The 24,146-nt window shown below is 71.4% G+C and carries 21 protein-coding genes and 1 pseudogene; 12 read left to right on the top strand and 10 right to left on the bottom strand.

The features are described 5' to 3' along the window. Together ACZ4MF_RS05435 and metG are read left to right on the top strand one after the other, a co-directional pair. Positions 1-1,395, top strand: a 1,395-nt coding sequence (locus ACZ4MF_RS05435; protein ID WP_467490007.1) for a VWA domain-containing protein, incomplete at its 5' end; no start/stop codon positions are given. 146 nt (positions 1,396-1,541) lie between these two features. Then, the gene (gene metG / locus ACZ4MF_RS05430; protein WP_467490005.1) at positions 1,542-3,254 is read left to right on the top strand and encodes a methionine--tRNA ligase; all 1,713 of its coding nucleotides are present in this window, start codon (positions 1,542-1,544) and stop codon (positions 3,252-3,254) included. Here metG and ACZ4MF_RS05425 read toward each other — a convergent pair. Continuing rightward, positions 3,237-3,530 (bottom strand): annotated as a pseudogene (locus ACZ4MF_RS05425) (hypothetical protein); the annotation flags it as partial. The gene metG and the pseudogene ACZ4MF_RS05425 sit on opposite strands and share 18 nt — an antisense overlap. A gap of 73 nt (positions 3,531-3,603) precedes the next feature. Here ACZ4MF_RS05425 and ACZ4MF_RS05420 point away from each other — a divergent pair. Then, positions 3,604-4,341, top strand: a complete 738-nt coding sequence (locus tag ACZ4MF_RS05420) for a hypothetical protein (protein ID WP_467490003.1) — start codon at positions 3,604-3,606, stop codon at positions 4,339-4,341. Positions 4,342-4,388: 47 nt separating this feature from the next. On the opposite strand, the gene aspS is transcribed toward ACZ4MF_RS05420, so the two are convergent. After that, positions 4,389-6,152: an aspartate--tRNA ligase gene (aspS, locus tag ACZ4MF_RS05415; RefSeq protein WP_467490001.1), complete on the bottom strand. Its 1,764-nt coding sequence runs from the start codon at positions 6,150-6,152 to the stop codon at positions 4,389-4,391. Between the two features lie 216 nt (positions 6,153-6,368). Here aspS and ACZ4MF_RS05410 point away from each other — a divergent pair, with 216 nt between their 5' ends. After that, complete coding sequence (locus ACZ4MF_RS05410; protein WP_467489999.1) at positions 6,369-8,576, top strand: ATP-binding SpoIIE family protein phosphatase; 2,208 nt, start codon at positions 6,369-6,371, stop codon at positions 8,574-8,576. Here ACZ4MF_RS05410 and ACZ4MF_RS05405 read toward each other — a convergent pair. The 3 genes from ACZ4MF_RS05405 to ACZ4MF_RS05395 form a co-directional block, all read right to left on the bottom strand. Further along, on the bottom strand, positions 8,498-9,592 hold the full coding sequence (locus tag ACZ4MF_RS05405; protein WP_467489997.1) for an AI-2E family transporter: 1,095 nt from the start codon (positions 9,590-9,592) through the stop codon (positions 8,498-8,500). The two genes, ACZ4MF_RS05410 and ACZ4MF_RS05405, sit on opposite strands and share 79 nt — an antisense overlap. Positions 9,593-9,648: 56 nt before the next feature. After that, positions 9,649-10,626, bottom strand: coding sequence for a pirin family protein (locus tag ACZ4MF_RS05400; protein ID WP_467489995.1), 978 nt, complete (start codon positions 10,624-10,626; stop codon positions 9,649-9,651). Between the two features lie 116 nt (positions 10,627-10,742). Beyond that, positions 10,743-11,228 (bottom strand): SseB family protein, encoded by a 486-nt coding sequence (locus tag ACZ4MF_RS05395; RefSeq protein WP_071378143.1) that lies wholly within the window; start codon positions 11,226-11,228, stop codon positions 10,743-10,745. A gap of 197 nt (positions 11,229-11,425) precedes the next feature. On the opposite strand from ACZ4MF_RS05395, the gene ACZ4MF_RS05390 reads away from it, so the two are divergent. Beyond that, on the top strand, positions 11,426-13,252 hold the full coding sequence (locus ACZ4MF_RS05390; RefSeq protein ID WP_467490657.1) for an acyl-CoA dehydrogenase: 1,827 nt from the start codon (positions 11,426-11,428) through the stop codon (positions 13,250-13,252). A 73-nt stretch (positions 13,253-13,325) separates the two neighbouring features. Continuing rightward, positions 13,326-14,651, top strand: a complete 1,326-nt coding sequence (locus tag ACZ4MF_RS05385) for a M18 family aminopeptidase (RefSeq protein ID WP_467489993.1) — start codon at positions 13,326-13,328, stop codon at positions 14,649-14,651. A gap of 78 nt (positions 14,652-14,729) precedes the next feature. Here the strand turns inward: ACZ4MF_RS05385 and ACZ4MF_RS05380 are convergent, their stop codons facing one another. Continuing rightward, the gene (locus ACZ4MF_RS05380) at positions 14,730-15,134 is read right to left on the bottom strand and encodes a cupin domain-containing protein (RefSeq protein WP_467489991.1); all 405 of its coding nucleotides are present in this window, start codon (positions 15,132-15,134) and stop codon (positions 14,730-14,732) included. 52 nt (positions 15,135-15,186) lie between these two features. On the opposite strand from ACZ4MF_RS05380, the gene ACZ4MF_RS05375 reads away from it, so the two are divergent. Both ACZ4MF_RS05375 and ACZ4MF_RS05370 read left to right on the top strand, forming a co-directional pair. After that, positions 15,187-16,164: a helix-turn-helix domain-containing protein gene (locus ACZ4MF_RS05375; protein ID WP_467489989.1), complete on the top strand. Its 978-nt coding sequence runs from the start codon at positions 15,187-15,189 to the stop codon at positions 16,162-16,164. A gap of 31 nt (positions 16,165-16,195) precedes the next feature. Beyond that, a complete protein-coding gene (locus tag ACZ4MF_RS05370; RefSeq protein WP_467489987.1) occupies positions 16,196-16,690 on the top strand; it encodes an LURP-one-related/scramblase family protein in 495 nt (164 codons plus the stop codon). Here ACZ4MF_RS05370 and ACZ4MF_RS05365 read toward each other — a convergent pair. Next, positions 16,687-17,511, bottom strand: a complete 825-nt coding sequence (locus ACZ4MF_RS05365; protein ID WP_467489985.1) for a carbon-nitrogen family hydrolase — start codon at positions 17,509-17,511, stop codon at positions 16,687-16,689. The two genes, ACZ4MF_RS05370 and ACZ4MF_RS05365, sit on opposite strands and share 4 nt — an antisense overlap. Before the next feature lie 219 nt (positions 17,512-17,730). On the opposite strand from ACZ4MF_RS05365, the gene ACZ4MF_RS05360 reads away from it, so the two are divergent. Next, the gene (locus ACZ4MF_RS05360) at positions 17,731-18,555 is read left to right on the top strand and encodes a maleylpyruvate isomerase family mycothiol-dependent enzyme (RefSeq protein ID WP_467489983.1); all 825 of its coding nucleotides are present in this window, start codon (positions 17,731-17,733) and stop codon (positions 18,553-18,555) included. Between the two features lie 65 nt (positions 18,556-18,620). Here the strand turns inward: ACZ4MF_RS05360 and ACZ4MF_RS05355 are convergent, their stop codons facing one another. Both ACZ4MF_RS05355 and ACZ4MF_RS05350 read right to left on the bottom strand, forming a co-directional pair. After that, positions 18,621-19,931, bottom strand: a complete 1,311-nt coding sequence (locus tag ACZ4MF_RS05355) for an MFS transporter (protein ID WP_467489981.1) — start codon at positions 19,929-19,931, stop codon at positions 18,621-18,623. Further along, a complete protein-coding gene (locus tag ACZ4MF_RS05350) occupies positions 19,928-20,599 on the bottom strand; it encodes a GntR family transcriptional regulator (protein WP_467489979.1) in 672 nt (223 codons plus the stop codon). Before ACZ4MF_RS05350 ends, ACZ4MF_RS05355 begins: the two co-directional genes overlap by 4 nt. A 190-nt stretch (positions 20,600-20,789) precedes the next feature. Between ACZ4MF_RS05350 and ACZ4MF_RS05345 the strand changes: the two genes are divergently transcribed. From ACZ4MF_RS05345 to ACZ4MF_RS05335, 3 genes are all read left to right on the top strand, one after another. Next, complete coding sequence (locus ACZ4MF_RS05345) at positions 20,790-21,701, top strand: D-alanyl-D-alanine carboxypeptidase family protein (protein WP_467489977.1); 912 nt, start codon at positions 20,790-20,792, stop codon at positions 21,699-21,701. Between the two features lie 199 nt (positions 21,702-21,900). After that, a complete protein-coding gene (locus tag ACZ4MF_RS05340) occupies positions 21,901-22,248 on the top strand; it encodes a GntR family transcriptional regulator (protein WP_467489975.1) in 348 nt (115 codons plus the stop codon). After that, a complete protein-coding gene (locus ACZ4MF_RS05335) occupies positions 22,245-23,273 on the top strand; it encodes a DUF1648 domain-containing protein (RefSeq protein WP_467489973.1) in 1,029 nt (342 codons plus the stop codon). Before ACZ4MF_RS05340 ends, ACZ4MF_RS05335 begins: the two co-directional genes overlap by 4 nt. Positions 23,274-23,280: 7 nt before the next feature. Here the strand turns inward: ACZ4MF_RS05335 and ACZ4MF_RS05330 are convergent, their stop codons facing one another. Next, positions 23,281-24,105, bottom strand: a complete 825-nt coding sequence (locus ACZ4MF_RS05330; protein WP_467489971.1) for a hypothetical protein — start codon at positions 24,103-24,105, stop codon at positions 23,281-23,283. Between the last annotated feature and the right edge of the window lie 41 nt (positions 24,106-24,146).

Here is a 24,146-nt window from a genome sequence, read left to right as displayed (position 1 = left end):
TCCAACGCGCTGGTCGAGGCTGACATCGAGGCCGACGCCGACATCGAGCCCAAGACGACGGCAGAGGCCGAGGCGGCGATCGAAGGCGACGCCGAGGCCGGCACAGAGCCCAAGACGGCGGCCGGGGTCGAGGTCGGCGCCGAAGCCGACACCGAAGCCAAGGCCGGCACCGAGCCGGAGGCGGAGCCCCGGAACGAGGAGCCGCAGGCACCGCACGGCGCCGAGCCGGGCTCGCAGGAGACGGCCGAGGCCACGCCCACCACCGACGTGGACCCGACGCCGGAACCGGAAGCGGCACGGACCGAGCCGGAGGCGGCACCGGAAGCCACTGCCCCCGCCCCGGAGGCAACCGCCACCCCCGCCCCGGAAGCCGAGCCCGAGGCCGAGCCTCAGCCCGAGCCCGAGCCGGTGGTCGCCCCCGCCGCGCCGGAGGCGACCACCCCCACCCCGGAAGCCAAGCCCGAACCGGAGGCAGCGCCCGCCCTCGTCGCGCCGGAGGCCCCGGCACCGGCCCCCGAGGCCGACGAGACGACCGCCGACGCGGACAACGCCACCGCGGCGGACGGGGAGCCGGCCACCGTGCCGCAAGCCGCCGACGCCGAGGACGTCCCGCAGGGGCCACCCGCGGTCGACGACGAGAGTGGTACGGGTGGTGCGGGTGGGGGCACCGTCGCCGAAGGCGAAGCCGAGGCGCCGGCCCCCGTCGCGCCGGAGGCAACCGCCACCACCCCCCTGCCCCACTCCCTCGCCACCGCCCACAAGGCCGCCGCGGACGCCCTCGCCACCGCCGGCCTCACCGGCACCCGAGCCAAGCTCTACCTCGTGCTCGACCGCTCCGCGAGCATGCGCCCGTACTACAAGGACGGCTCCGCCCAGGCCCTCGCCGACCAGACCCTCGCCCTCGCCGCCCACCTGGAGCCCGAGGAGACCTCGGTCCACGTCGTCTTCTTCTCCACGGAGATCGACGGCACCACCGACCTCACCCTCACCCCGGACCACGAGACGAAGATCGACGACGTCCACGCCGGCCTCGGCCGCATGGGCCGTACCAGCTACCACGCCGCCGTGGAAGCCGTACTCGCCCACTACGACCAACACAACGACGCCAACGCCAACGACGACGACGGCCCCGGCACACCCGCCCTCGTCGTCTTCCAGACCGACGGCGCCCCCGACGCCAAGACCCCCGCCACCCAGGCCCTCACCGCGGCCGCCGGCTCCCACCCCGCCGTCTTCTTCTCCTTCGTCGCCTTCGGAGACCACGACAACAAGGCCTTCGACTACCTCCGCAAGCTGAAGACCCCCAACACGTCCTTCTTCCACGCGGGCCCGACCCCCCGCGAGCTGACGGACACCGAGCTGTACGACGGCGTACTGATCGACTGGAAGCCGTAACCGACAGTAGTCACCGTGTGTCCACCGGGCCGCCCCCTTCCCTCCGGGTCCCACCCTGCAAAACGGGAAGCGGGCGGCCCACCCCTGTCGGCTACGATTTCAAGGTTCGAAACCGCAGAAAAAGCAGCGACCTGGGAGCAGCCACGATGGCTCGACACCTCATCACCAGCGCCCTTCCGTACATCAACGGGATCAAGCACCTGGGCAACATGGTGGGGTCCATGCTCCCGGCGGACGTGTACTCCCGGTACCTCCGCCAGCGCGGCCACGACGTCCTCTACATCTGTGCGACGGACGAGCACGGCACCCCCGCCGAGCTGGCCGCCAAGGAGCAGGGTCTGCCGGTCGCCGAGTTCTGCGCGCAGGCGCACGACGCCCAGAAGGCGGTCTACGACGGCTTCGCGCTCGCGTTCGACTACTTCGGCCGCAGCTCGTCCCCGGAGAACCGCGAGATCACCCAGCACTTCGCCCGCCGGCTGAACGAGAACGGCTTCATCGAGGAGCGCGCGATCCGGCAGGTGTACAGCCCCGCCGACGGCCGCTTCCTGCCCGACCGCTACGTCGAGGGCACCTGCCCCCACTGCGGTTACGACAAGGCCCGCGGCGACCAGTGCGAGAACTGCACCCGCGTGCTGGACCCGACCGACCTGATCAACCCGCGCTCGGCGATCTCCGGCAGCACGGACCTCGAAGTGCGCGAGACCAAGCACCTCTTCCTCCTCCAGTCCAAGCTGGAGAACGAGGTCCGCGAGTGGGTCGCCAAGCACGACAAGGACTGGCCGCAGCTGGCCTCCTCGATCGCCCACAAGTGGCTGACCGAAGGCCTGCACGACCGCGCGATCACCCGTGACCTGGACTGGGGCGTCCCGGTCCCGGCCGACACCTGGCCGGAGCTGGCCGCCGAGGGCAAGGTCTTCTACGTCTGGTTCGACGCCCCGATCGAGTACATCGGCGCGACGAAGGAGTGGGCGGACCAGGACCCGGAGAACCGCGACTGGAAGTCCTGGTGGTACGAGGCCGAGGACGTCCGGTACACCGAGTTCATGGCCAAGGACAACGTCCCCTTCCACACGGTGATGTTCCCGGCCACGGAGCTCGGCATCCGCGAGCCCTGGAAGATGGTCGACTACGTCAAGGCCTTCAACTGGCTGACGTACTACGGCGGCAAGTTCTCCACCTCGCAGAAGCGCGGCGTCTTCACCGACCAGGCCCTGGAGATCCTGCCCGCCGACTACTGGCGCTACTTCCTGATCGCCAACGCGCCCGAGTCGGACGACTCGTCCTTCACCTGGGAGCACTTCACCGCCACGGTCAACAAGGACCTCGCCGACACCCTCGGCAACTTCGTCAACCGCGTCCTGTCCTTCTCCAGGAAGCGCTTCGGCGACGCGGTCCCGGAGGGCGGCACGCCCGGCGAGGCCGAGACGAAGCTGGGCGAGCAGATCGCCGAGCTCCTCGCCGAGTACGAGGGCCACATGGAGACCCTCCAGTTCCGCAAGGCGGCCGCAGCCCTGCGCGCCCTGTGGTCGGCCGGCAACTCCTACCTGGAGGAGAAGGCCCCCTGGCTGGAGATCAAGACCGACAAGGACGCGGCCGCCCTGACGCTGCGTACGGCGATGAACCTGATCCACCTGTACGCGGTGGTCTCCGAGCCGCTGATCCCGGCCACGGCCAAGGCGATGCGCGAGGCGTTCGCCCTGACCGAGGACACCGCGACCTGGGTCACCCCGGACGAGGCCAGGTCCCTCGCCTCCGTCCCGCCGGGCACCGCCTTCACCGTCCCGCCGGTCCTGTTCGCCAAGCTGACCGACGAGGACCTGGCGGCGTACAAGGAGCGCTTCGGCGGCGACGAGGGCTGACCGAGCCGTAGTCCGTAGCGAGGAGGGCGCCGAGGAGACGGCCTTCGCGCCGCCGGTGGTCCCGGTGCCCGAGGCGGCCCAGCCGTCCTTGGCGGGGAGCGTCTGGTGGTACAGGTCGACGGCGTCGGCGTTCGCGTTCATCACGAACACCCCGACGCCGGCACCCGCGGCCACGACGGCGGCGGACACGGCGAGCGTGCGCCGCTTGCGGAGGGACCGGCGGTGGGAGGGAACTGCCGCGGGAAAGTCCTTCTGAGGTCGCTGGACTTGCCTCACGTCCCCTCAGTGGCCGCCGCGCCGCGAAGAGTTGCCGGCCTTCCCGGAATTCTCTCTGGCAGAGTCCGATGTCGTGAACCACCACGTCCACCTCCCCGAACCCCACCGCCGGCTGCTCGCCGACGTCGTCACCGCGGGCGGCCCCCACGGGCTGGTGCTCGCCGGCGGCTACGCCCTCCAGGCGCACGGTCTGCTGCACCGGCCGCACGCGAACCTCGACTTCGCCACGGAGAGCCCCGAGGACCTGCGGATGATCGCCGGTGCCGTGGCCGCCGCGCTGGAGGCACGGGGCCGCAGGGTGCGGACCGGGACCGTCGGCCCACTCACCGCTCAGCTGACGGTCACCGACCCCGAGAGCGGCGAGGAGTGCGCGCTCGCGCTGCACAAGGAGGCGCTCTGGCGGCCGCCGTGCCTCACCGAGTACGGCCCCACGCTGTCCCTGGCGGACGCGGTCGGTACGAAGATCCGCGCGCTGTACGACCGGGGCGCCGCCGTCGACCTGGTCGACGCGCGGGCCGCGGCCGCCCGGTTCCCGCTGCCCGGCCTGGAGGAGCTGGGCCGCCGGCACGCCCACGACCCCTTCGACCTGCCCACCCTCCAGTCCCGGCTGACCGGCACGGACTTCTACGCCGACCGGGACTTCCTGCGCTACGGGCTGGACGAGAACGAGGTCGTCGCCCTGCGCGCCTGGGCCCAGCACTGGTCCGACGACATCGCCGAACGGCTACTGGAGGACGGCGCGTCTCCCGACGAGGAGTTCTCCGACACCGACGACGAGGACACCGACGACGAGGACGCCGACAACGGCTGAGGCCCGGAACCCGCCTCGGGGTTCCGGGCCTCGGCCCCACGCACTGTCTACTTCGGCTGCGGCTTCCTGATGTTCAGGTGCAGCTCGTGCAGCCGGGCCTCCTCCAGCTCGGTCGGCGCGCCCATCATCAGGTCCTGGGCGTTGCCGTTGAGCGGGAAGGAGATCGTCTCGCGGATGTTGGGCTCGTCCGCGAGGAGCATGACGATGCGGTCCACGCCGGGGGCGATGCCGCCGTGCGGCGGGGCGCCGAAGCGGAACGCGCGGAGCATGCCCGCGAACTTCTCCTCGACGGTCTCGCGGTCGTAGCCCGCGATCTCGAAGGCCTTCAGCATGATCTCCGGCTCGTGGTTCCGGATCGCGCCGGAGGACAGCTCGACGCCGTTGCAGACGATGTCGTACTGCCAGCCCAGGATGTCCAGCGGGTCCTGGGTCTCAAGGGCCTCCAGGCCGCCCTGCGGCATCGAGAAGGGGTTGTGCGAGAAGTCGATCGCGCCGGTGTCCTCGTCCTTCTCGTACATCGGGAAGTCGACGATCCAGCAGAACCGGAAGACGTTCTCCTCGAAGTGGCCGGCGCGCTTGGCGGCCTCGACGCGGACGGCGCCCATGATCTTGGAGACCTCGTCGAACTCGCCCGCGCCGAAGAAGATCGCGTGGCCGGGGGCGAGCGAGAGGCGCTTGGTCAGCTCGGCGACGTTCTCCTCGGTGAGGAACTTCGCGATCGGGCCGGACAGCGCGCCGTCCTCGCCGACGCGGACCCAGGCCAGGCCCTTGGCGCCGAGGGAGACGGCGAAATCGCCGAGCTGGTCGAAGAACTTGCGCGGCTGGGCGGAGACATCCGGCACCGGCAGGGCGCGCACGTGCTTGCCGGCGAAGGCCTTGAACTCCGAGCCCTCGAAGACGTCGGTGATGTCCACCAGCTCCAACTGGGCGCGCAGGTCCGGCTTGTCGGAGCCGTACTTCAGCATCGCCTCGCGGAACGGGATCCGCGGGAAGGGGGAGGTGACGTGGCGACCGCCGCCGAACTCCTCGAACAGCTCGGTCATCAGCCGCTCGATCGGCTGGAAGACGTCCTCCTGCTCGACGAAGCTCATCTCGACGTCGAGCTGGTAGAACTCGCCCGGCGAGCGGTCGGCGCGGGCGTCCTCGTCGCGGAAGCAGGGCGCGATCTGGAAGTAGCGGTCGAAGCCGGAGATCATCAGCAGCTGCTTGAACTGCTGCGGGGCCTGCGGCAGGGCGTAGAACTTGCCGGGGTTGAGCCGGGAGGGGACGACGAAGTCGCGGGCGCCCTCGGGGGAGGTCGCGGACAGGATCGGCGTCGCCATCTCGTTGAAGCCGAGCGCGGTCATCTTGTGGCGGATCGCGGAGATGACCGCCGTACGCAGCATGATGTTGCGGTGCATGCGCTCGCGGCGCAGGTCCAGGAAGCGGTACTCCAGGCGCCGCTCCTCGTTGACCCCGTCCTCGGCGTTGATGGTGAAGGGCAGCGGGGCGGCCGCGCCGAGCAGCTCGACCTCGGAGACCTCGACCTCGATCTCGCCCGTGGGCAGCTCGGGGTTGATGTTCTCGGTTCCACGTGAAACAACGCGGCCGTCGACGCGGACCGTGGACTCCTTGGAGATCGTGTCCAGGGCCTCGTACGCGGGCGTGCCGGGGCGGGCGACCAGCTGCGTGATGCCGTAGTGGTCGCGCAGATCGATGAAGAGGATGCCGCCCAGGTCGCGCCGATTGTGCAGCCAGCCACTCAGCCGGACGTCGGTGTCGACGTCAGAGGCGCGGAGCTGGCCGCAGGTGTGGGACCTGTACCGATGCATCGTCGTTCATCGTCCTTCGTTCGTGGTCCGCCAGGGTGCTCTCCCTGACCGAATCGGGCACGGGGCCCGGACCCATCAAGGGTACCGGGCACCCCAAGATCGGCTCTCCACCCTTTTCCGCGTCCCCGACTGGAGGATCCTCCGTATGCGAGGGCGGGCGGGTTCCTCCCGTTCCTACGGTGGCACCCTCCGCTCGGATCTTCCTAAAGTGGGGCAATGCGTACAGGCGAGCCGCTTCCGTCCGTCGGGGACGTCCTCGCCGCCCTCGCGACCGGGCTGTGGCACTGGGACACGGCCACAGGACTGGTCACCGTCGACGCGGAGGCGGCGCGGCTGCTCGGGCTGCCCGCGGAGCCCGCCACCCTCACGGAGGCCCAGGCGCGGGCCCGGCTGCACCCGGCCGACTGGAACGAGATCACCGGGGTGGTGCCGCTGGCGGTCGCCGAGGGCACGCTCGCCGAGGTACGCATCCGGATCATGGACGAGCGGGGGAACGTCCTGCGGGTCGTGCGCAGCCGGTCGAAGCCGTCCTACGACCGTGAGCGGCAGGCCTTCGAGCTGATCGGCACCCTCCAGGAGGTCACCGAGCCGGCCCCGGGCACACCGGCCGGGCGCAGCGCGGTCACCGGGGACTGGCGGCGCTCACGGGAGGCGTTCCTGCTGGACGCGGGCCGGGCTCTGGCGGAGGCCCGGTCGACCGAGGAGGTGCTGCGGGTGGCCGGCGGTCTGTCGATGCCGGGCTTCTCCCCGGACGGGCTGGTGGTCTTCGGGGTCCAGGGCGACCGGCTGACGATCACCGGCCAGCACGGGCACGAGCCCGGCGACATGAATCCGTTCTCGGACATGCCGCTGGCCACCGACTACCCGGCGGCCGAGGTCGCCCGCACCGGCCGGGCGGTCTATCTCTCCTCGCCGCAGGAGTACAAGGAGCGCTACCCCGTCACCTGGCCGCTCGCCCAGCCCTTCGGCCGCCGGTCCTGGGCCTTTCTGCCGCTGACGGTCGCCGGGCACACGATGGGCGCCTGGCTGGCCGCCTTCACCTGCCCGGTGGCGTTCACGCCCGACGAGCGCGCGGTGCTCACCACGGTCGCCCGGATGCTCGCCCAGGCGCTGTCCCGGGCCAGTGCCGTCGAGTCCGAGCGCGAGCTGACGGAGGGCCTCCAGCGCTCCATGCTGCCCTCGCTCGGCCCGAAGATCCCGGGCATGCGGGTGGCCGCCCGGTACATCCCGACCGGCGGCGGGCTCCAGGTCGGCGGCGACTGGTACGACATGATCCCGCTGCCCTCCGGCCGCTTCGCGCTGGTCGTCGGGGACGTCCAGGGCCATGACGTACGGGCGGCGGGCCTGATGGGCCAGCTGCGCATCGCCCTGCGCGCCTACGCCTCCGAGGGCCACCGCCCGGACGCCGTGCTCTCCCGTGTCTCCCGGTTCCTGCACGGCATCACCCACGACGGCCACGACACCCGCGACGCCCGTGCCGACCACGCCGACCAGTCGGCCGACCTGCGGTTCGCGACCTGCGTGTACATCGAGGTGGACCCGGCGACCGGGATGCTGGAGATCGCCCGCGCCGGACACCCGCACCCGGCGATCCGGATGGCCGACGGCACGGTGATGATGCGGCCGACGGCGGGCGGGCTGCCGCTCGGCATCGACCCGGACGCCGACTACCCGACGACCCGCTTCGCCCTCGAACCCGGCGAGACGATGATGCTGTGCACCGACGGCCTGCTGGAGACCGGCGGGCACGACATCGACAGCGGCTGGCTGCGGCTGCGCGCGATCCTGGAGGACCACCCGGCGGACGCCCAGCAGGGGGCGGCCGGCCTGGAGTCGCTGGCGGACGCGCTGGTGCAGGGCGTGCACGGGCCGTCCTCGCACCACACCACCGGCCCGCTGGCCGACCGCCGCGAGGACGACATCGCGCTGGTGCTGCTGTGCCGGACGCCGGAGCGCACCGCCCGGCCCGCGGTCCGGCGCACCCTGCTGTCGGTGGCGCAGGACGAGCCGGACCGGATCACCGAGGCCCGCCAGCACCTGCGCGAGCTGCTGCACGACTGGGCCTCGCCGGACCAGGTCGACTCGGCGGTGCTGCTCGTCTCGGAGATGGTCACCAACGTCCTCGTCCACACCGACACCGACGCGCTGCTGCTGGCCGAGGTGACCGGCGAACCGGGGGCGCGCCGGCTCCGGGCGCAGGTCACGGACACGGGCGACGACCTGCCCCACCGGCGCCGCCCCGGCGAGCTGGCCTCCTCCGGGCGCGGCCTGATGCTGGTCGAGCTCCTCGCCGACGCCTGGGGTGTGGACCCCCGGGGCGAGGGCAAGAGCATCTGGTTCGCGCTCTACGAGTCCGGGGGCGGGGCCGACGGGTCCGACGGCGTCGGCGAGGCCGAGGCGGCCACGGAGGGCGGCGCCGCGTAACGGCCGCGCAGTTCCTGCACCACTCCGAAGGCGGCCGCGGTCAGCGGTACGGCGAGCAGCATGCCGAGGATGCCGGCGACGGACGCCCCGGCGGTGATCGCGAGCATCACCACCGCCGGATGCATCTGCACGGTCCGGCTCTGGATGACCGGCTGCAGCACATGCCCCTCCAGCACCTGTACGGCGAGGACGACGCCGAGCGCCCACAGCGCGATGACGAAGCCGCGGTCGGCGAGGGCGACCAGGACGGCCACCGCGCCGGAGAGGAAGGCGCCGAGATAGAGGATGTAGGCGCCGACGAAGACCAGCGCGCCGAGCCCGATCGCGCCGGGCACCCGCAGGACCAGCAGGCCGACGGTGATGCAGACGGCGTCGATGAGCGCGATGAGCGTCGTACCGCGCATGAACCCCTCCACCGCCTCGAAGGCCCGCCGGGCGATGGCCTCCACGGTGTCGGCGGTGTCCCCGGGCGCGATGGCGCGCAGGCCCTCGACGGCCCGGTGGGAGTCGCGCAGGAAGAAGAAGACGAGCAGCAGGGCGAGGACCGCCATGGCGATGCTCTCGGCGGCGACGCTCACCCCGCTGATCACGTTGGAGGCGGCCGTCCCGCCGAACTTGGCCAGCAGCTTGCGGGAGTTGGCGGCCAGGTCGTCCAGCCCGGTCCCGGCGGCCCCGAAGTGCTGGGACACGCTCTTGGCGGCGGCCCGCAGCGAGGAGATGATCTGGTCCCCGGTGTCGACGAGCGCGGCGACGACGATGTACACGGCCCCGCCGACCACGGCCACGACGGCGACGCAGGTCAGGGCGGCCGCCACCGACGGCTGTACCCGCGCCGCGACGAGCTGCCGGTACAACGGCCCGAGCAGCGCGGTGCCGAGCAGCGCGAGCAGCACCGGCGTGACGGCCGTACGGAACTCCCCGCACAGCCGGACCCCGACCCAGCCCACCCCCGCGACGAGCAGCAGCACGGCGCACCAGGCGGCGAGACGCCGGACGGGATCGGGGAGCAGATGCACACGTCCAGCGGATCATGACCGCCGGACGTGTGCCCTGTTTCCTTGAACCAACCGAGTCAGCCCTGCGGGCCCTCGCCGGTCATGCCGTGCACCGCCGGGATCGTCCCCAGCCGGCCCTTCTGGAAGTCCTCGAAGGCCTGCTGGAGCTCCTCGCGGGTGTTCATGACGAACGGGCCGTAGTGCGCCATGGGCTCACGGATCGGCTGTCCGCCGAGGAGGACGATCTCCAGGTCCGGGGTGTGGCTGTCCTGCTTCTCGTCCGCGCGGACGGTCAGCGAGGACCCGGCGCCGAACACCGCGGTCTGGCCCAGGTGGACCGGACGCCGCTCGGCACCGACCGCACCGCGCCCCGCCAGGACGTACGCCAGGCCGTTGAAGTCCTCGCGCCACGGCAGGGTGATCTCCGCACCCGGCGCCAGCGTCGCGTGGATCATCGTGATCGGCGTGTGCGTGATCCCGGGGCCCTGGTGGCCGTCCAGCTCGCCCGCGATGACGCGGAGCAGCGCGCCGCCGTCGGGGGAGGTGAGCAGCTGGACCTGGCCGCCGCGGATGTCCTGGTACCTCGGCGCCATCATCTTGTCCTTGGCGGGCAGGTTCACCCACAGCTGGAGGCCGTGGAAGAGGCCGCCGGACACCACGAGGGACTCCGGCGGGGCCTCGATGTGCAGCAGGCCCGAACCGGCGGTCATCCACTGGGTGTCACCGTTGGTGATGGTGCCGCCACCGCCGTGGCTGTCCTGGTGGTCGAAAGTGCCGTCGATGATGTAGGTGACGGTCTCGAAGCCGCGGTGCGGATGCCAGGGGGTGCCCTTGGGCTCGCCCGGCGCGTACTCCACCTCGCCCATCTGGTCCATCATGATGAACGGGTCGAGGTGGCGGTAGTTGATCCCCGCGAACGCCCGGCGGACGGGGAAACCCTCGCCCTCGAAACCGCTCGGAGCGGTGCTGACAGCCAGCACCGGACGCGCGACGGCGTCGGCGGGTGCGGTCACGCGGGGCAGCGTCAACGGGTTCTCGACGGTCACTGCAGGCATGGTCGGTACCTCCTTGTGCGCCCACTTTAGTTGAGCGTTGAACTTTCTGCCACCCCTAACGCGAAGAGCCCGGAGGGCATTCCCTCCGGGCTCTCTCGGTCGAGACGGCGCGCGGCTCAGCCGCCGTACATCCGGCGCATCGCGAAGTCCACCATCTGCTCGACGGCCTTCGCGTCGAACACCATCCGGTGCTCGCCCTCCATGTCCAGGACGAAGCCGTAGCCGGTCGGCAGCAGGTCGATCACCTCGGCGCCGGTGATCACGAAGTACTTGGACTCCTTGCCCGCGTACCGGCGCAGCTCCTTTAGCGAGGTGAACATCGGGATCACCGGCTGCTGGGTGTTGTGCAGGGCGAGGAAGCCGGGGGTGTCACCGCGCGGGCAGTACACCTTCGACGTGGCGAAGATCTGCTGGAAGTCCTCGGCGGCCATCTGCCCGGTGGTGAAGGCGCGCACCGCGTCCGCGAGGGAGGGCGGGGACGGCTCCGGGTAGAGCGGCGGCTGCTGGCCGTACCCGCCGACTCCGCCCTGCATCTGCTGCTGCGCCGAGCCGTACTGCTGCTGAGCAGCACCACCGTCCATGGGCTGGCCGTATCCGTACATGGGCGCAAGCGTACCGAGGCCCGGGGCGGCGCAGGGGCTGAGCGGCAGAACCCTCGCGGAGTAGACCCTTCTCACACTCGGGCCGATAGGGGTTGCGTCTTATTACCGACGGGTAGCATCATCGTAGCTACTTGTTGGTACGTGAATTAGGTTGCGAGGAGTCAGTGCCTCGCCGATCCCTCTACGGAGCCGTCGCCATGGGGCACTACAAGTCGAATCTCCGCGACATCGAGTTCAACCTCTTCGAAGTACTGGGGCGCGACAAGGTGTACGGCACCGGCCCGTTCGAGGAGATGGACGTCGAGACCGCCAAGAGCGTCCTGGAGGAGCTGACCCGCCTCTCCGAGAACGAGCTGGCCGAGTCCTTCGCCGACGCCGACCGCAACCCGCCGGTCTTCGACCCGGAGACCAACACCGCGCCGGTCCCCGCGTCCTTCAAGAAGAGCTACCAGGCCTTCATGGACTCCGAGTACTGGCGTCTCGGCCTGCCCGAGGAGATCGGCGGCACCACCTCGCCGCGCTCCCTGATCTGGGCCTACGCCGAGCTGATCCTGGGCGCCAACCCGGCCGTGTGGATGTACTCCTCGGGCCCGGCGTTCGCCGGCATCCTCTTCGAGGAGGGCAACGAGGTCCAGAAGCACATCGCCAAGATCGCCGTGGAGAAGCAGTGGGGCTCCACGATGGTGCTCACCGAGCCCGACGCGGGCTCCGACGTGGGCGCCGGCCGCACCAAGGCCGTCCAGCAGGAGGACGGCTCCTGGCACATCGAGGGCGTGAAGCGCTTCATCACCTCCGGTGAGCACGACATGTCGGAGAACATCCTCCACTACGTCCTCGCCCGCCCCGAGGGCGCCGGCCCCGGCACCAAGGGCCTGTCCCTCTTCCTCGTGCCGAAGTACGAATTCGACTTCGAGACCGGCGAGCTGGGCGAGCGCAACGGCGTCTACGCCACCAACGTCGAGCACAAGATGGGCCTGAAGGCCTCCAACACCTGCGAGATGACCTTCGGTGACCGGCACCCCGCCAAGGGCTGGCTCATCGGTGACAAGCACGAGGGCATCCGCCAGATGTTCCGCATCATCGAGTTCGCCCGCATGATGGTCGGCACGAAGGCGATCTCCACGCTCTCCACCGGCTACCTGAACGCGCTGGAGTACGCCAAGGAGCGCGTCCAGGGTCCGGACCTCGCGCAGTTCATGGACAAGGCCGCGCCCAAGGTCACCATCACCCACCACCCCGACGTGCGCCGCTCGCTGATGACGCAGAAGGCGTACGCCGAGGGCATGCGCGCCCTCGTGCTGTACACCGCCTCCGTCCAGGACGCGATCCAGGTCAAGGAGGCGAACGGCGAGGACGCCGCCGCCGAGCACGCGCTGAACGACCTGCTCCTGCCGATCGTCAAGGGCTACGGCTCCGAGAAGGCCTACGAGCAGCTCGCCCAGTCGCTCCAGACCTTCGGCGGCTCCGGCTTCCTCCAGGAGTACCCGATCGAGCAGTACATCCGGGACTCCAAGATCGACACCCTCTACGAGGGCACCACGGCGATCCAGGGCCAGGACTTCTTCTTCCGGAAGATCGTCCGCAACCAGGGCGCCGCGCTGAACGCCCTCGCCGAGGACATCAAGAAGTTCCTGGCGCTCGGCACCGGCGGCGAGGAGCTGTCCGGCGCCCGTGAGCACCTGGCCAAGGCGGCCGTCGAGCTGGAGGCCATCGTCGGCCTGATGCTGACCGACCTCGCGGCCACCGAGCAGGACACCAAGAACATCTACAAGGTGGGCCTGAACACCACCCGCCTGCTGCTGGCCTCCGGCGACGTCGTCATCGGCTACCTGCTCCTCAAGGGCGCCGCCATCGCCGCCGAGAAGCTGGCCACCGCCTCGGCGAAGGACCAGGCCTTCTACACCGGCAAGATCGCCGCGGCGAAGTTCTTCGCCGCGAACGTCCTGCCCGGCGTCACCCTCGCCCGCAAGGTCGCCGCGGGCGTCGAGCTGGACCTGATGGAGCTGGACGAGGCCGCGTTCTGATCCCGTAGGTCCGTCGCGCGGGCCCGCTTCCCTTCCGGGGGAGCGGGCCCGCGCCCGTCGTTAAGGTGAACCCATGAGCGCACCCGCTGCCCGCTTCGACCGCGGCCACACCGACGACCTGATGTCCTTCCTGGCGGCCGGACCGTCGCCGTACCACGCGGTGGCGACCACCGCGGCGCGGCTGGAGAAGGCCGGCTTCCGCCAGGTCTCGGAGACGGACGCCTGGGACGCGCGGACATCGGCGGCCTCCGCCGCGGGGAGCGGCGGCAGGTACGTGCTGCGCGGCGGCGCGATCGTCGCGTGGTACGTCCCCGAGGGCGCCGAGCCGCACACCCCGTTCCACATCGTCGGCGCGCACACCGACTCCCCGAACCTGCGCGTCAAGCCGCAGCCGGACAGCGGTGCGCACGGCTGGCGCCAGGTCGCCGTCGAGATCTACGGCGGCCCGCTGATGAACTCCTGGCTGGACCGCGACCTGGGCCTGGCCGGCCGGCTGACCCTGCGCGACGGCTCCTCGGTCCTGGTGAACGTGGACCGTCCGCTGCTGCGCGTCCCCCAGCTGGCGATCCACCTGGACCGCTCGGTGTCCACGGAGGGCCTCAAGCTCGACAAGCAGCGCCACCTCCAGCCGGTGTGGGGCCTCGGCAACGACGTGCGCGAGGGCGACCTCATCGCCTTCCTGGAGCAGGAGGCCGGGCTCGCGGCCGGCTCGGTGGCCGGCTGGGACCTGATGGTGCACCCGGTGGAGGCGCCGGCCTATCTCGGCCGCGACCGGGAACTGCTCGCCGGCCCGCGCATGGACAACCTGCTGTCGGTGCACGCGGCCACCGCCGCCCTCGCCTCGGCCGCGACCTCCGGCGCCGCCCTCACCCGCATCCCGGTCCTCGCCGCCTTCGACCACGAGGAGAACGGCTCCCAGTCGGACACCGGCGCGGACGGCCCGCTGCTCGGCTCGGTCCTGGAACGCTCGGTGTTCGCCCGCGGCGGCTCCTACGAGGACCGCGCCCGCGCCTTCGCCGGCACCGTCTGCCTGTCCTCCGACACGGGCCACGCCGTCCACCCCAACTACGCCGAGCGCCACGACCCCACCCACCACCCCCGGGTCAACGGCGGCCCCATCCTCAAGGTCAACGTCAACAACCGCTACGCCACGGACGGTTCGGGCCGGGCGGTCTTCGCCGCGGCCTGCGAGAAGGCGAACGTCCCCTTCCAGACCTTCGTCTCCAACAACTCCATGCCCTGCGGCACCACGATCGGCCCGATCACCGCGGCCCGCCACGGCATCCGCACGGTCGACATCGGCGCGGCGATCCTGTCGATGCACAGCGCCCGCGAACTCTGCGGCGCCGACGACCCGTTCCTCCTGGCGAACGCGCTGACGGCGTTCCTGGAGGGCTAGCCGGCGACTCGGGGGGCGCCACCGCGGCGCCCCCGGCCTGTCATGGATCCAGGAGTGCCACCCGGCTCCGGCACCGGGTCAGGACAGGGCGTGGCCCGTGGTCGCGTCCACGTGGTCCGGCACCTCCTCGTGCCGGTCGCCGACCGAGAGGGTGCCGGTGGGCTCGAAGAGGAGGACCTCGGCGCGCCGGGGCGCGGACGGCTTGTGAAAGGTGCCGCGCGGGACGGTGAACACCGACCCCCTGGTCAGGACGACCGTGCGCTCGCCGGCCGGTTCGCGCAGCCCCAGGTGCACCTCCCCGTCGAGGACCAGGAAGAACTCGTCGGTGTCCTCGTGCACGTGCCAGACGTGCTCGCCCTCGAACTTGGCGATACGGACGTCGTAGTCGTTGACGGCGGCGACGATACGGGGGCTCCAGCACGCGTCGAAGGAGGCGAAGGCCTTGTCCAGCGAGATGGGCTCGATGGGTTCGATGGGTTCCATGCGGTCATCGTGCGGGTGGCCGGGCTGCTCGCACGAGTGCTAGGAATCGCATATGCCGCAAAGATCCTCTCAACACCGGGTCGTCGTGATCGTCGACGAGGGCACCAACCCCTTCGAGGTCGGCGTCGCCACCGAGCTGTTCGGCCTGCCGCGGCCCGAACTGGGCTTCCCGGGGCCGCTGTACGAGGTGACGCTGTGCACGCCCGGCTCCGCGGCCCGGATGAACCACGGCTTCTTCACCCTGACCGGCGTGTCCGGCCTGGAGGCGGTGGACGAGGCCGACACCCTCGTCGTACCGGGCCGCCCCGACAACGTCGTACCGCGCGGCGCCGACGTCCTCGACGCCATCCGCCGCACGCACGCGCGTGGAGCACGGATCATCAGCTTCTGCACCGGCAGCTTCGCCCTCGCCGAGGCGGGACTGCTCGACGGCCGGCGCGCCACCACGCACTGGATGTGGGCGGACAAGTTCCGGGAGCTGCATCCCGGGGTGCTGCTGGAGCCGGGCGTGCTGTTCGTGGACGAGGGCGACCTGCTCACGGCCGCCGGCAGCGCGGCCGCGCTCGACCTCGGGCTGCACGTCTGGCGCCGCGACCACGGCGCCGAACTCGCGAACGCCGTCTCCCGGCGCCTCGTCTTCGCCGCCCACCGGGACGGCGGCCAGCGGCAGTTCGTGGAGCGCCCGGTGCCCGACGTGCCCGACGAGTCGCTCGGCCCGCTGCTGGCCTGGGCGCAGGAACGGCTGGCGGAGCCGCTGTCCGTGGCGGAGCTCGCCGCCCGCGCGGCCGTCAGCCCCGCCACGCTGCACCGCCGCTTCCGCGCGCAACTCGGCACGACCCCGCTGGCCTGGCTCACCGGCGAGCGCGTAGCCCTGGCCTGCCGGCTGATAGAGCGGGGCGAGGAGCGCCTGGACGCCGTCGCGGCCCGCAGCGGCCTCGGTACGGCGGCGAATCTGCGGGCCCGGCTGCGCCGGGAGACGGGGCTCAGCCCATCGGCGTACCGCAGGCGCTTCGGGCCGGCGGTCCGGTGATGATCAAGGAACGGCGGGGAACGGTACCCGCATGAGATTCCTCGTACGCGACCGGCTCCTCGGCATCGGTGAAGACTATTGGATCGAGGACGAACACGGCCGGAAGATGTTCCTCGTCGACGGCAAGGCGATGCGGCTGCGGGACACCTTCGAGCTGAAGGACGCCCACGGACGCGTCCTGATCGACATCCACCAGAAGATGTTCGCGCTGCGCGACACGATGGTGATCGAGCGGGACGGCGAGGGCCTGGCCAGGATCCGCCGCAAACGCCTGTCCCTGCTGCGCAACCACTACCGGGTCGCCCTGGCCGACGGCAGCGAGCTGGACGTCAGCGGGAAGATCCTGGACCGCGAGTTCGCGGTCGAGTACGACGGCGAACTCCTCGCGGTGATCTCCCGCCGCCGGCTGCACCTGCGGGAGACCTACGGCGTCGACGTCGTCCGCGAGGACGCGGACCCGGCCCTGCTGATCGCCGTGGCGGTGTGCGTGATCCACCTCGCGGAGAAGGAGCGCGAGGAGGACTAGGGGGTGTCGTGCGGCGGGCGCAGGCCGAGGACCCGGTCCTTCAGGGCGGGGAACTGCTCGCGGGTGGCGGCCACCTTCGCCGGGTCGAGGTCGACCGTGAGGACCTCCTCGCCCGGGCCCGCCTCGGCGAGCACCTCGCCCCACGGATCCACCACGATCGAGTGACCGGCCTGGGGAACCCCGGCGTGCGTCCCGGCCGTTCCACAGGCGAGCACGAACGCCTGGTTCTCCACCGCACGCGCCTGAGCCAGCAGCGTCCAGTGCGCGCGCCGCCGCTCGGGCCACCCCGCCGGGAGGACGAGGATCTCGGCGCCGGCGTCGACCAGCCCGCGGAAGAGTTCGGGGAAACGGAGGTCGTAGCAGGTGGCCACGCCCAGCGTGGTCCCGGGCAGCCGGACCGTCACCAGCTCCTGCCCCGCGCCCATCAGCACGGCCTCGCCCTTGTCGAAGCCGAAGCGGTGGATCTTGCGGTAGGCGGCGGCCAGTTCACCGGAGGGGGAGAAGACGAGAGAGGTGTTGTAGAGCGCCCCGTCGCCCGCGGCGGAGCCGCTGCCGGATGCGGAGCGCTCCGGGATCGACCCGGCGTGCAGCCACACGCCCGCGTCGCTCGCGGCCTTGGCCATCGCTTCGTACGTCGGCCCTTCGAGCGGCTCGGCCTCGCGGCCGAACTCCTCGTAGGCGAAGGCGCCGGTGGTCCACAGCTCGGGGAGGACCACGAGATCGGCACCGGCCTGTTCCCGGACCAGCCCGGCCACCCGCTGCCGCCGGGAGTCGACCGATTCGTCCTCGTTCACGGCGATCTGGATCAGCGAGGCGCGCACACTACCACCGTCCTGGCATTCGAGACGTCCACACAGGCCTACGATCGTCACACGAAAGCACTGCCGGGGTGACTGATTGCAGCGTAACTTGGGGGTCCCCCCGATTCGAGCGCAGCCGAGAATCGGGGGAGATCCAGACACCCACCGCCGTGCCGCCGCCGCCCGCTGGCAACGCCGCCACAACCTGCCCGTGTACCGACCGCCGAGGGGTCCCGTTCCGTGAGTCTGCATCCCACCCTCCAGCCCTACGCCGACGCCTGGACACACTCCGTCGAAGCGATATCCGGGATGCTGCAGCCGCTCGTCGAGAGCGAGTGGAACCGGCGGACCCCCTGCCCCGGCTGGTCGGTCCGCGACGTCGTGTCGCACGTCATCGGCCTGGACTGCGAGATGCTCGGCGACCCGCGCCCCATCCACTCCCTGCCGAGCGACCTCTTCCACGTCAGGACCGAGCACCAGCGCTACATGGAGATGCAGGTCGACAGCCGCCGCCATCACACGGCGCCGGAGATGACGGCCGAGCTGGAGTACACGATCATCCGGCGCAGCCGTCAGCACCGCAACGAGTCCCGCGACCCCGGCACCACGGTGCGCGGCCCGCTCGGCAAGGACGTCACCCTGGAACACGCCTACCGCACCCGGGCGTTCGACGTGTGGGTGCACGAGCAGGACCTGCGCACGGCCCTCGGCCTGCCCGGCAACCTCGACTCGCCGGGTGCGCACGTGGTTCGCGACGTCCTTCTGGAGGCGCTCCCCAAGGTCGTCGCCAAGGGCGCGAACGCGCCGCGCAGCTCGGCGATCGTCTTCGACGTGCACGGCCCGGTGGAGTTCCTGCGCACGATCCGCGTCGACATCCAGGGCCGGGGCACCCTGGAGACGGCCCCGGCCCTCGGCCCCGCCGCCACGCTCACCCTCGACTGGGAGACCTACGTCCGCCTGGCCTGCGGCCGCGTCACCCCGGAGGCGGTGACGGACCGGGTGAAGACCGAGGGCGACCCGGACCTGACGGCGGCGATCCTGCGCAACTTCACGGTGACGCCGTAGCCGATGTCGTGGCGGGCGGCCGCCGACGGTGAGCGCCACGGCAGGTTGTCACAGCGGGTGGGGGGCTACACCGCGGGCACGTGGACCGTCTCCACCCGGCTGGCGACGAGCCGCTCGCGCTCACGCCGGGCCGCCCGCCCCCGGAGCCGCAGGATCTGGCTGACGCCCAGCGCCTGCAGCACGAACACCGCCGAGAACGCGACGTCGTAGTCGTCACCGGTGGCGTCCAGCAGCACCCCGATCGCGAGCAGCGTCGTCATCGAGGCGATGAACCCGCCCATGTTGGTGATCCCGGACGCCGTCCCCTGCCGCTCGGGCGGATTGGCCGGCCGCGCGAAGTCGAAACCGAGCATCGACGCCGGCCCGCACGCCCCGAGCACCGAACACAGCACCACCAGCAGCCACATCGGCGCGCGCTCCCCCGGGTAGACGATCGTCGCCGCCCACATCAGCGCCGTGGCCCCCACCGTCCCGAGCGCCAGCGGCAGCCGCGCCGCGTGGTGCCGCGCGACGATCTGGCCGTAGACGAGCCCGATCACCATGTTGGACAGCACGACCAGCGTCAGCAGCCCGCCGGCCGTGGCCCGGCTCAGCCCCTGCGCCTCGACCAGGAACGGCAGGCCCCACAGCAGCAGGAACACCATCGCCGGGAACTGGGTGGTGAAGTGCACCCACAGCCCCAGCCGCGTCCCCGGCTCCCGCCAGGAGGCCAGGATCTGCCGCCGCACATAGGCCGCGCCCCGGTGCGGGGACGGCTCCGGCTCGTACCCCTCGGGGTGGTCCTTCAGGAACAGCAGCGTCAGTGCCAGCACCACGGCACCGGCGAGCGCGCTGCCCGCGAACGCCGGGGTCCAGCCGATGCTGTGCAGCAGGCGGGCGAGGACCAGGGTGGAGACCAGGTTGCCCGCCATGCCGACGAGCCCCGCGAGCTGCGCGATCAGCGGACCGCGCCGGGCGGGGAACCACCGGGTGCCGAGGCGCAGCACGCTGATGAAGGTCATCGCGTCGCCGCAGCCCAGCAGGGCACGGGAGGCGAGCGCGGTGCCGTACGACGGCGAGAAGGCGAAGCCGAGCTGCCCGGCCGTGAACAGCACCGCGCCGATGCTCAGCACCTTCTTCGTGCCGAGCCGGTCGACCAGCAGGCCGACGGGTATCTGCATGCCGGCGTAGACCAGCAGCTGAAGTATGGAGAACGTGGACAGCGCGGAGGCGTTGACGTGGAACCGGTCGGCGGCGTCCAGACCCGCGACACCCAGTGACGTACGGAAGATGACGGCGACGAAGTAGACGGCGACGCCTATGGACCATACGGCGACGGCGCGCCGGCCGCCCGGCGGGTCACCCGGGAGGGTGGCCTTGCCCGTCGTGGCGCTCATCGCACCTCACCCCGCGCGAGGTGCTCGAACCAGGACACGTGCCGGTGCACGATCCCGACGGCCGCCTGCGCGTCCCCGGCACGCAGCGCTTCCAGGATCTCCTCGTGCTCGGCCAGGGTCTTGGCGATCCGGTCCGGGTGCGAGTGCATGACGGCGACACCCATCCGCAGCTGTCGGTCGCGCAGTTGGTCGTAGAGCCGGGAGAGGATCTCGTTGCCGCCGCTGCGCACGATCTCGGCGTGGAAGGTGCGGTCGGTCACCGCCGCGCCGGCCAGATCACCGGCGGCGGCCTGCGCCTTCTGCTGCTCCAGCAGCGCGGCGAGCCGCTCCAGCAGCGCGGGCGGCGCGGGTACGGCCTTGCGCGCGGCGTGCTCCTCGACCAGCTGCCGGGTCTCCACGACATCGGCGATCTCCTGCGCGGAGACGGGCAGCACGAGCGCGCCCTTCTTCGGGTAGAGCCGGATCAGGCCCTCGACCTCCAGTCGCAGCAGCGCCTCGCGCACCGGGGTGCGCGAAACCCCGACGGCTTCGGCCAGCTCGCCCTCGGTGAGCAGGGTCCCGCCCTCGTAACGACGGTCGAGGACACCTTGTTTGACGTGGGTGTAGACGCGGTCGGCGGCGGGTGGCTGCTTGATCGGGGGCGCTGGCTGCTGGACGGCCGTTTTCATGCCCACAGGATAGATACAACACGTACGCATGCGGCGCCGGCGTCCACGATCCGGACGAGACCGAGATCCCCGGGCAGCAACCGCACAACCTTGTGTGCTACTTACGTGTCACATGGGTGCGGCCCTCTACTCTTGCCACCTCAACTCGGCCGCGCTTCAGGGGCATTCAAGACAATCGGGGTACTCCACTTTGATTACCGGCATTCACGGCACCCGCAGGACCCGTATCCGCAGAGGCGCCGCCGTCGCCGTCACCTCCGGCGCGCTGCTCGCGACCGGTGCCCTCACCGCGGTGCCCGCGCAGGCCGTCACGGCGCCCTCGATCGTGGCCGCCGGCGGCTACGTGATGAACAACGCGAACGGCGCGTCGCTCTACACCAAGGCCGCGGACACCAAGCGGTCCACCGGGTCCACCACCAAGATCATGACCGCCAAGGTCGTGCTCGCCCAGTCGAACCTCAACCTCGACAAGAAGGTGACGATCCAGAAGGCGTACAGCGACTACGTCGTCAAGAACAACGCCTCCCAGGCCCACCTGATCGTCGGCGACAAGGTCACCGTCCGCCAGCTGCTGTACGGCCTGATGCTGCCGTCCGGCTGCGACGCCGCCTACGCGCTCGCCGACACCTACGGCTCCGGCACCACGCGCGACGCGCGCGTGAAGAACTTCATCGGCAAGATGAACAGCGCCGCCAAGAGCCTGGGGCTGAAGAACACGAGCTTCGACTCGTTCGACGGCATCGGCAACGGCAACAACTTCTCGACGCCGCGCGACCTGACGAAGATCGCCAGCAGCGCGATGAAGAACGCCACCTTCCGGGCGATCGTCAAGACGACGGCGTACACCGCGAAGACGATCACCAAGACCGGCAGCACCCGCACGATGCAGACGTGGACCAACACCAACACGCTGCTCTCCAGCTACAGCGGCACCATCGGCGTGAAGACCGGCTCCGGCCCGGAGGCCAAGTACTGCCTGGTCTTCGCCGCGACCCGGAACGGCAGGACGGTCATCGGCACCGTCCTCGCCTCCTCTTCCATCGCGCAGCGCGAGTCGGACGCCAAGAAGCTCCTCTCCTACGGTTTCACCAAGCTCGGCTGACGCCTGGTCGGACAGACATCCACGGGCCCGTCGCGACCAGCGGCGGGCCCGTTGCCGTTCCCGGGCACGGGCCGGAGCACGGAGACGGGGACGGACACGGACGCGGGTACGGACACGGACACGGACACGGACACGGACACCACCTGGACGATGCCCGGTGAGATGAAATGAAGTGAATGGTGCTAGCGTCATTGGCACCATGCTGCTGCGTCTGGACAAGACCGACACCCGCCCCCTGCACGAGCAGGTCGCGGCGGCGATCCGGCGGGCCGTCGCCGAGGGCGAGTGCCGCGCCGGCGACCGGCTGCCCTCCGCCCGCGATCTCTCCGAGGCCCTGGACATCAACGTCAACACCGTCCTGCGTGGCCTGCGCGAACTGCGGGACGAGGGCCTGCTGGAGTTCCGCCGGGGCCGCGGGATCACCGTGGCCGAGGGGGCCGCCCGGCGGTCCGGACTGCAGCTCAGGGTGCGGGAACTGGTCGCCGAAGCCTCCCGGCTCGGCTACAGCCGCACCGACCTCATCGACATGATCCGGGGGATCTCATGACGGACGGGGACGACATGAAGAACGGCAGCGGTGCGGCCGCGGACAGCGGTGGGCGCAGTGGGCACGCCCCACGCTGGGGCACCGCGGCGTGCGTCGCGGCCGTCGCCGCACTGCTCGCGGGCCTGCCCTGGGCCGCCCACGGCCGGCTTCCCGGCCGCCTGGCCACCCACTGGAGCGGCGGCGACACCCCCGACGGGTCGATGCCGCTGTGGGCCGCCGCCGTGTTCCCGGCCGGGATCTGGCTGCTGATCGCCCTCGCGGTGTCCGTGAGCCGACGCCGTGCGCGGGCGGGCGCCCGCCCCTGGCGGGGGCTCGTCCTGGCCCCCACGGGTACCGTCCTCGTCGGCGCGCAGGCGTCCGTCGTCCGGGCCAACCTCGACCACACGGACTGGCACGAGGCCCGCCAGCCGGTCTGGGCCATCGTGCTGATCCTGGCCCTGACGGGGGCCGCCCTGGCCGTCGCCTGGCGGATCGCCGTCCACGTCGCCTCCGCCACGCCCGCCGTCGCACCGCCCGAGCTGGACCTGCCCGAGGGCGAGCGGCTGGCGTGGTTCTCCCGCGCGGCCAACCCCTGGCTCCAGTTGCTGTCCGCCGCCACGTGCCTGGTCGCCGCCGGCACGCTGGTGGCCCTCGGCGTCGGCCTGGCGAGCCCTGACGCCCTGTGGCCCGTGTTCGCGGTATGCGGTGTCATCGCCCTGGCCGGCGGCGTGTTCTCCTCGGTCCGCGCGAAGGTGTCGGAAGCGGGTCTGGAGGTGGCGTTCGGCCCCCTCGGCTGGCCCTCCCGCCACTGGTCCCCCGCCGCCATCGAGTCCGCCCGCGCCGAGCAGCGCCGCCCGTCCGAGGTCGGCGGCTGGGGCTACCGCCTCAGCGGCCACGGCACGACGGTCATGCTCCGCTCCGGCGACTGTCTGGTCGTACGCCCCCGGGGCCGCCGTAGCGACTTCGCGGTCAGCGTGGACGACGCCGAGCGCGGCGCGGCCCTGCTGAACGCCCTGCGCCGACAGGACCGAGCCGGCCTCGGATGAAGCGGTCTCAGCGCAGACGTCGGCCCTCCTTCACCGCGAGTTGGTCGTAGGTCTTGAAGGTGTACACGGCGTCGTAGGTCATCAGGTTTCCCGTGGTCGCCGGCAGGCCGAGCCGGTGGTTGAGGGGGCCGGTGAGCGGGCCGCAGTCCTCGGCGGCCGGGGCGGTGAACGTGTCGTCGTACGCCGAGAAGGCGATCACGGGCGGGTCCTGGGAGATCCACGTGGAAGGGCCGGACCGCTTCAGCTGGAAGTCGACGGGTGCGCTCGCCCCGACGGCGCACCCGTGCGGCAGCAGCGGGCCCAGGAGCCGGAAGCGGAGGCTGAACTGGCCGGTGTAGGCGTCGAACCGGCCGCCGTACTCCGCCTGTATAGCCAGTCCCTGGGCCGCCGCGCGATCGCCCGCGGGGGTGCCGGTCAGTCCGCCCGGTACGGCGGTCGGCGTGCTGTGCATCGCGCCCCACACCTGTCCGTCGGCACCGTCCGGCATCGGTCCCTCTGCGTGCGTCAAGGTGATGGGGGCGAACGTCACCGTGACCTTTCCCATCGTCAACCGCGGTGCCGCGGTGTGCACTTCGCATCTCCAGCGGGCCGGGTCGACGCCGTCGGGAAGGGGTGGGCAGTCGCTGAAGTCGGTCGTGGACGCGGACGGGGGAGCGGCGCGGGGCGCGGCGTACGCGGCAGCCGGCGCGCACACCGCCGCCGTACCGGCGAGGACGGCGGCGCCCGCGACGGCGGCGACACGGCGGACGGAAGAGGAAGGAGAAGAGGGAGAAGAGGGAGAAGAGGGAGAAGGGGGAGAGGAACCGGAGCGGGCGGCAGTCGATTTCTTCATGGCACCAGCGTCCCGCCGGCGGCCGCTCCGCCACCATCCGT

The organism is Streptomyces sp. NPDC025793 (assembly GCF_055558375.1).
The sequence above is the reverse complement of the archived record's forward strand: the minus strand, read 5'-3'. Positions and strand labels throughout refer to the sequence as shown.

Bases quoted from the DNA above. Each gene is read 5' to 3' on its own strand.
- ACZ4MF_RS05380 (WP_467489991.1), bottom strand. From the start codon at position 15,134: ATGGAACCCATCGAACCCATCGAGCCCATCTCGCTGGACAAGGCCTTC.
- ACZ4MF_RS05340 (WP_467489975.1), top strand. From the start codon at position 21,901: ATGCTGCTGCGTCTGGACAAGACCGACACCCGCCCCCTGCACGAGCAG.
- ACZ4MF_RS05370 (WP_467489987.1), top strand. From the start codon at position 16,196: ATGAGATTCCTCGTACGCGACCGGCTCCTCGGCATCGGTGAAGACTAT.
- ACZ4MF_RS05400 (WP_467489995.1), bottom strand. From the start codon at position 10,626: ATGCCTGCAGTGACCGTCGAGAACCCGTTGACGCTGCCCCGCGTGACC.
- ACZ4MF_RS05335 (WP_467489973.1), top strand. From the start codon at position 22,245: ATGACGGACGGGGACGACATGAAGAACGGCAGCGGTGCGGCCGCGGAC.
- ACZ4MF_RS05410 (WP_467489999.1), top strand. From the start codon at position 6,369: ATGCGTACAGGCGAGCCGCTTCCGTCCGTCGGGGACGTCCTCGCCGCC.
- ACZ4MF_RS05390 (WP_467490657.1), top strand. From the start codon at position 11,426: ATGGGGCACTACAAGTCGAATCTCCGCGACATCGAGTTCAACCTCTTC.
- aspS (WP_467490001.1), bottom strand. From the start codon at position 6,152: ATGCATCGGTACAGGTCCCACACCTGCGGCCAGCTCCGCGCCTCTGAC.
- ACZ4MF_RS05395 (WP_071378143.1), bottom strand. From the start codon at position 11,228: ATGTACGGATACGGCCAGCCCATGGACGGTGGTGCTGCTCAGCAGCAG.
- ACZ4MF_RS05385 (WP_467489993.1), top strand. From the start codon at position 13,326: ATGAGCGCACCCGCTGCCCGCTTCGACCGCGGCCACACCGACGACCTG.
- metG (WP_467490005.1), top strand. From the start codon at position 1,542: ATGGCTCGACACCTCATCACCAGCGCCCTTCCGTACATCAACGGGATC.
- ACZ4MF_RS05350 (WP_467489979.1), bottom strand. From the start codon at position 20,599: ATGAAAACGGCCGTCCAGCAGCCAGCGCCCCCGATCAAGCAGCCACCC.
- ACZ4MF_RS05330 (WP_467489971.1), bottom strand. From the start codon at position 24,105: ATGAAGAAATCGACTGCCGCCCGCTCCGGTTCCTCTCCCCCTTCTCCC.
- ACZ4MF_RS05355 (WP_467489981.1), bottom strand. From the start codon at position 19,931: ATGAGCGCCACGACGGGCAAGGCCACCCTCCCGGGTGACCCGCCGGGC.
- ACZ4MF_RS05375 (WP_467489989.1), top strand. From the start codon at position 15,187: ATGCCGCAAAGATCCTCTCAACACCGGGTCGTCGTGATCGTCGACGAG.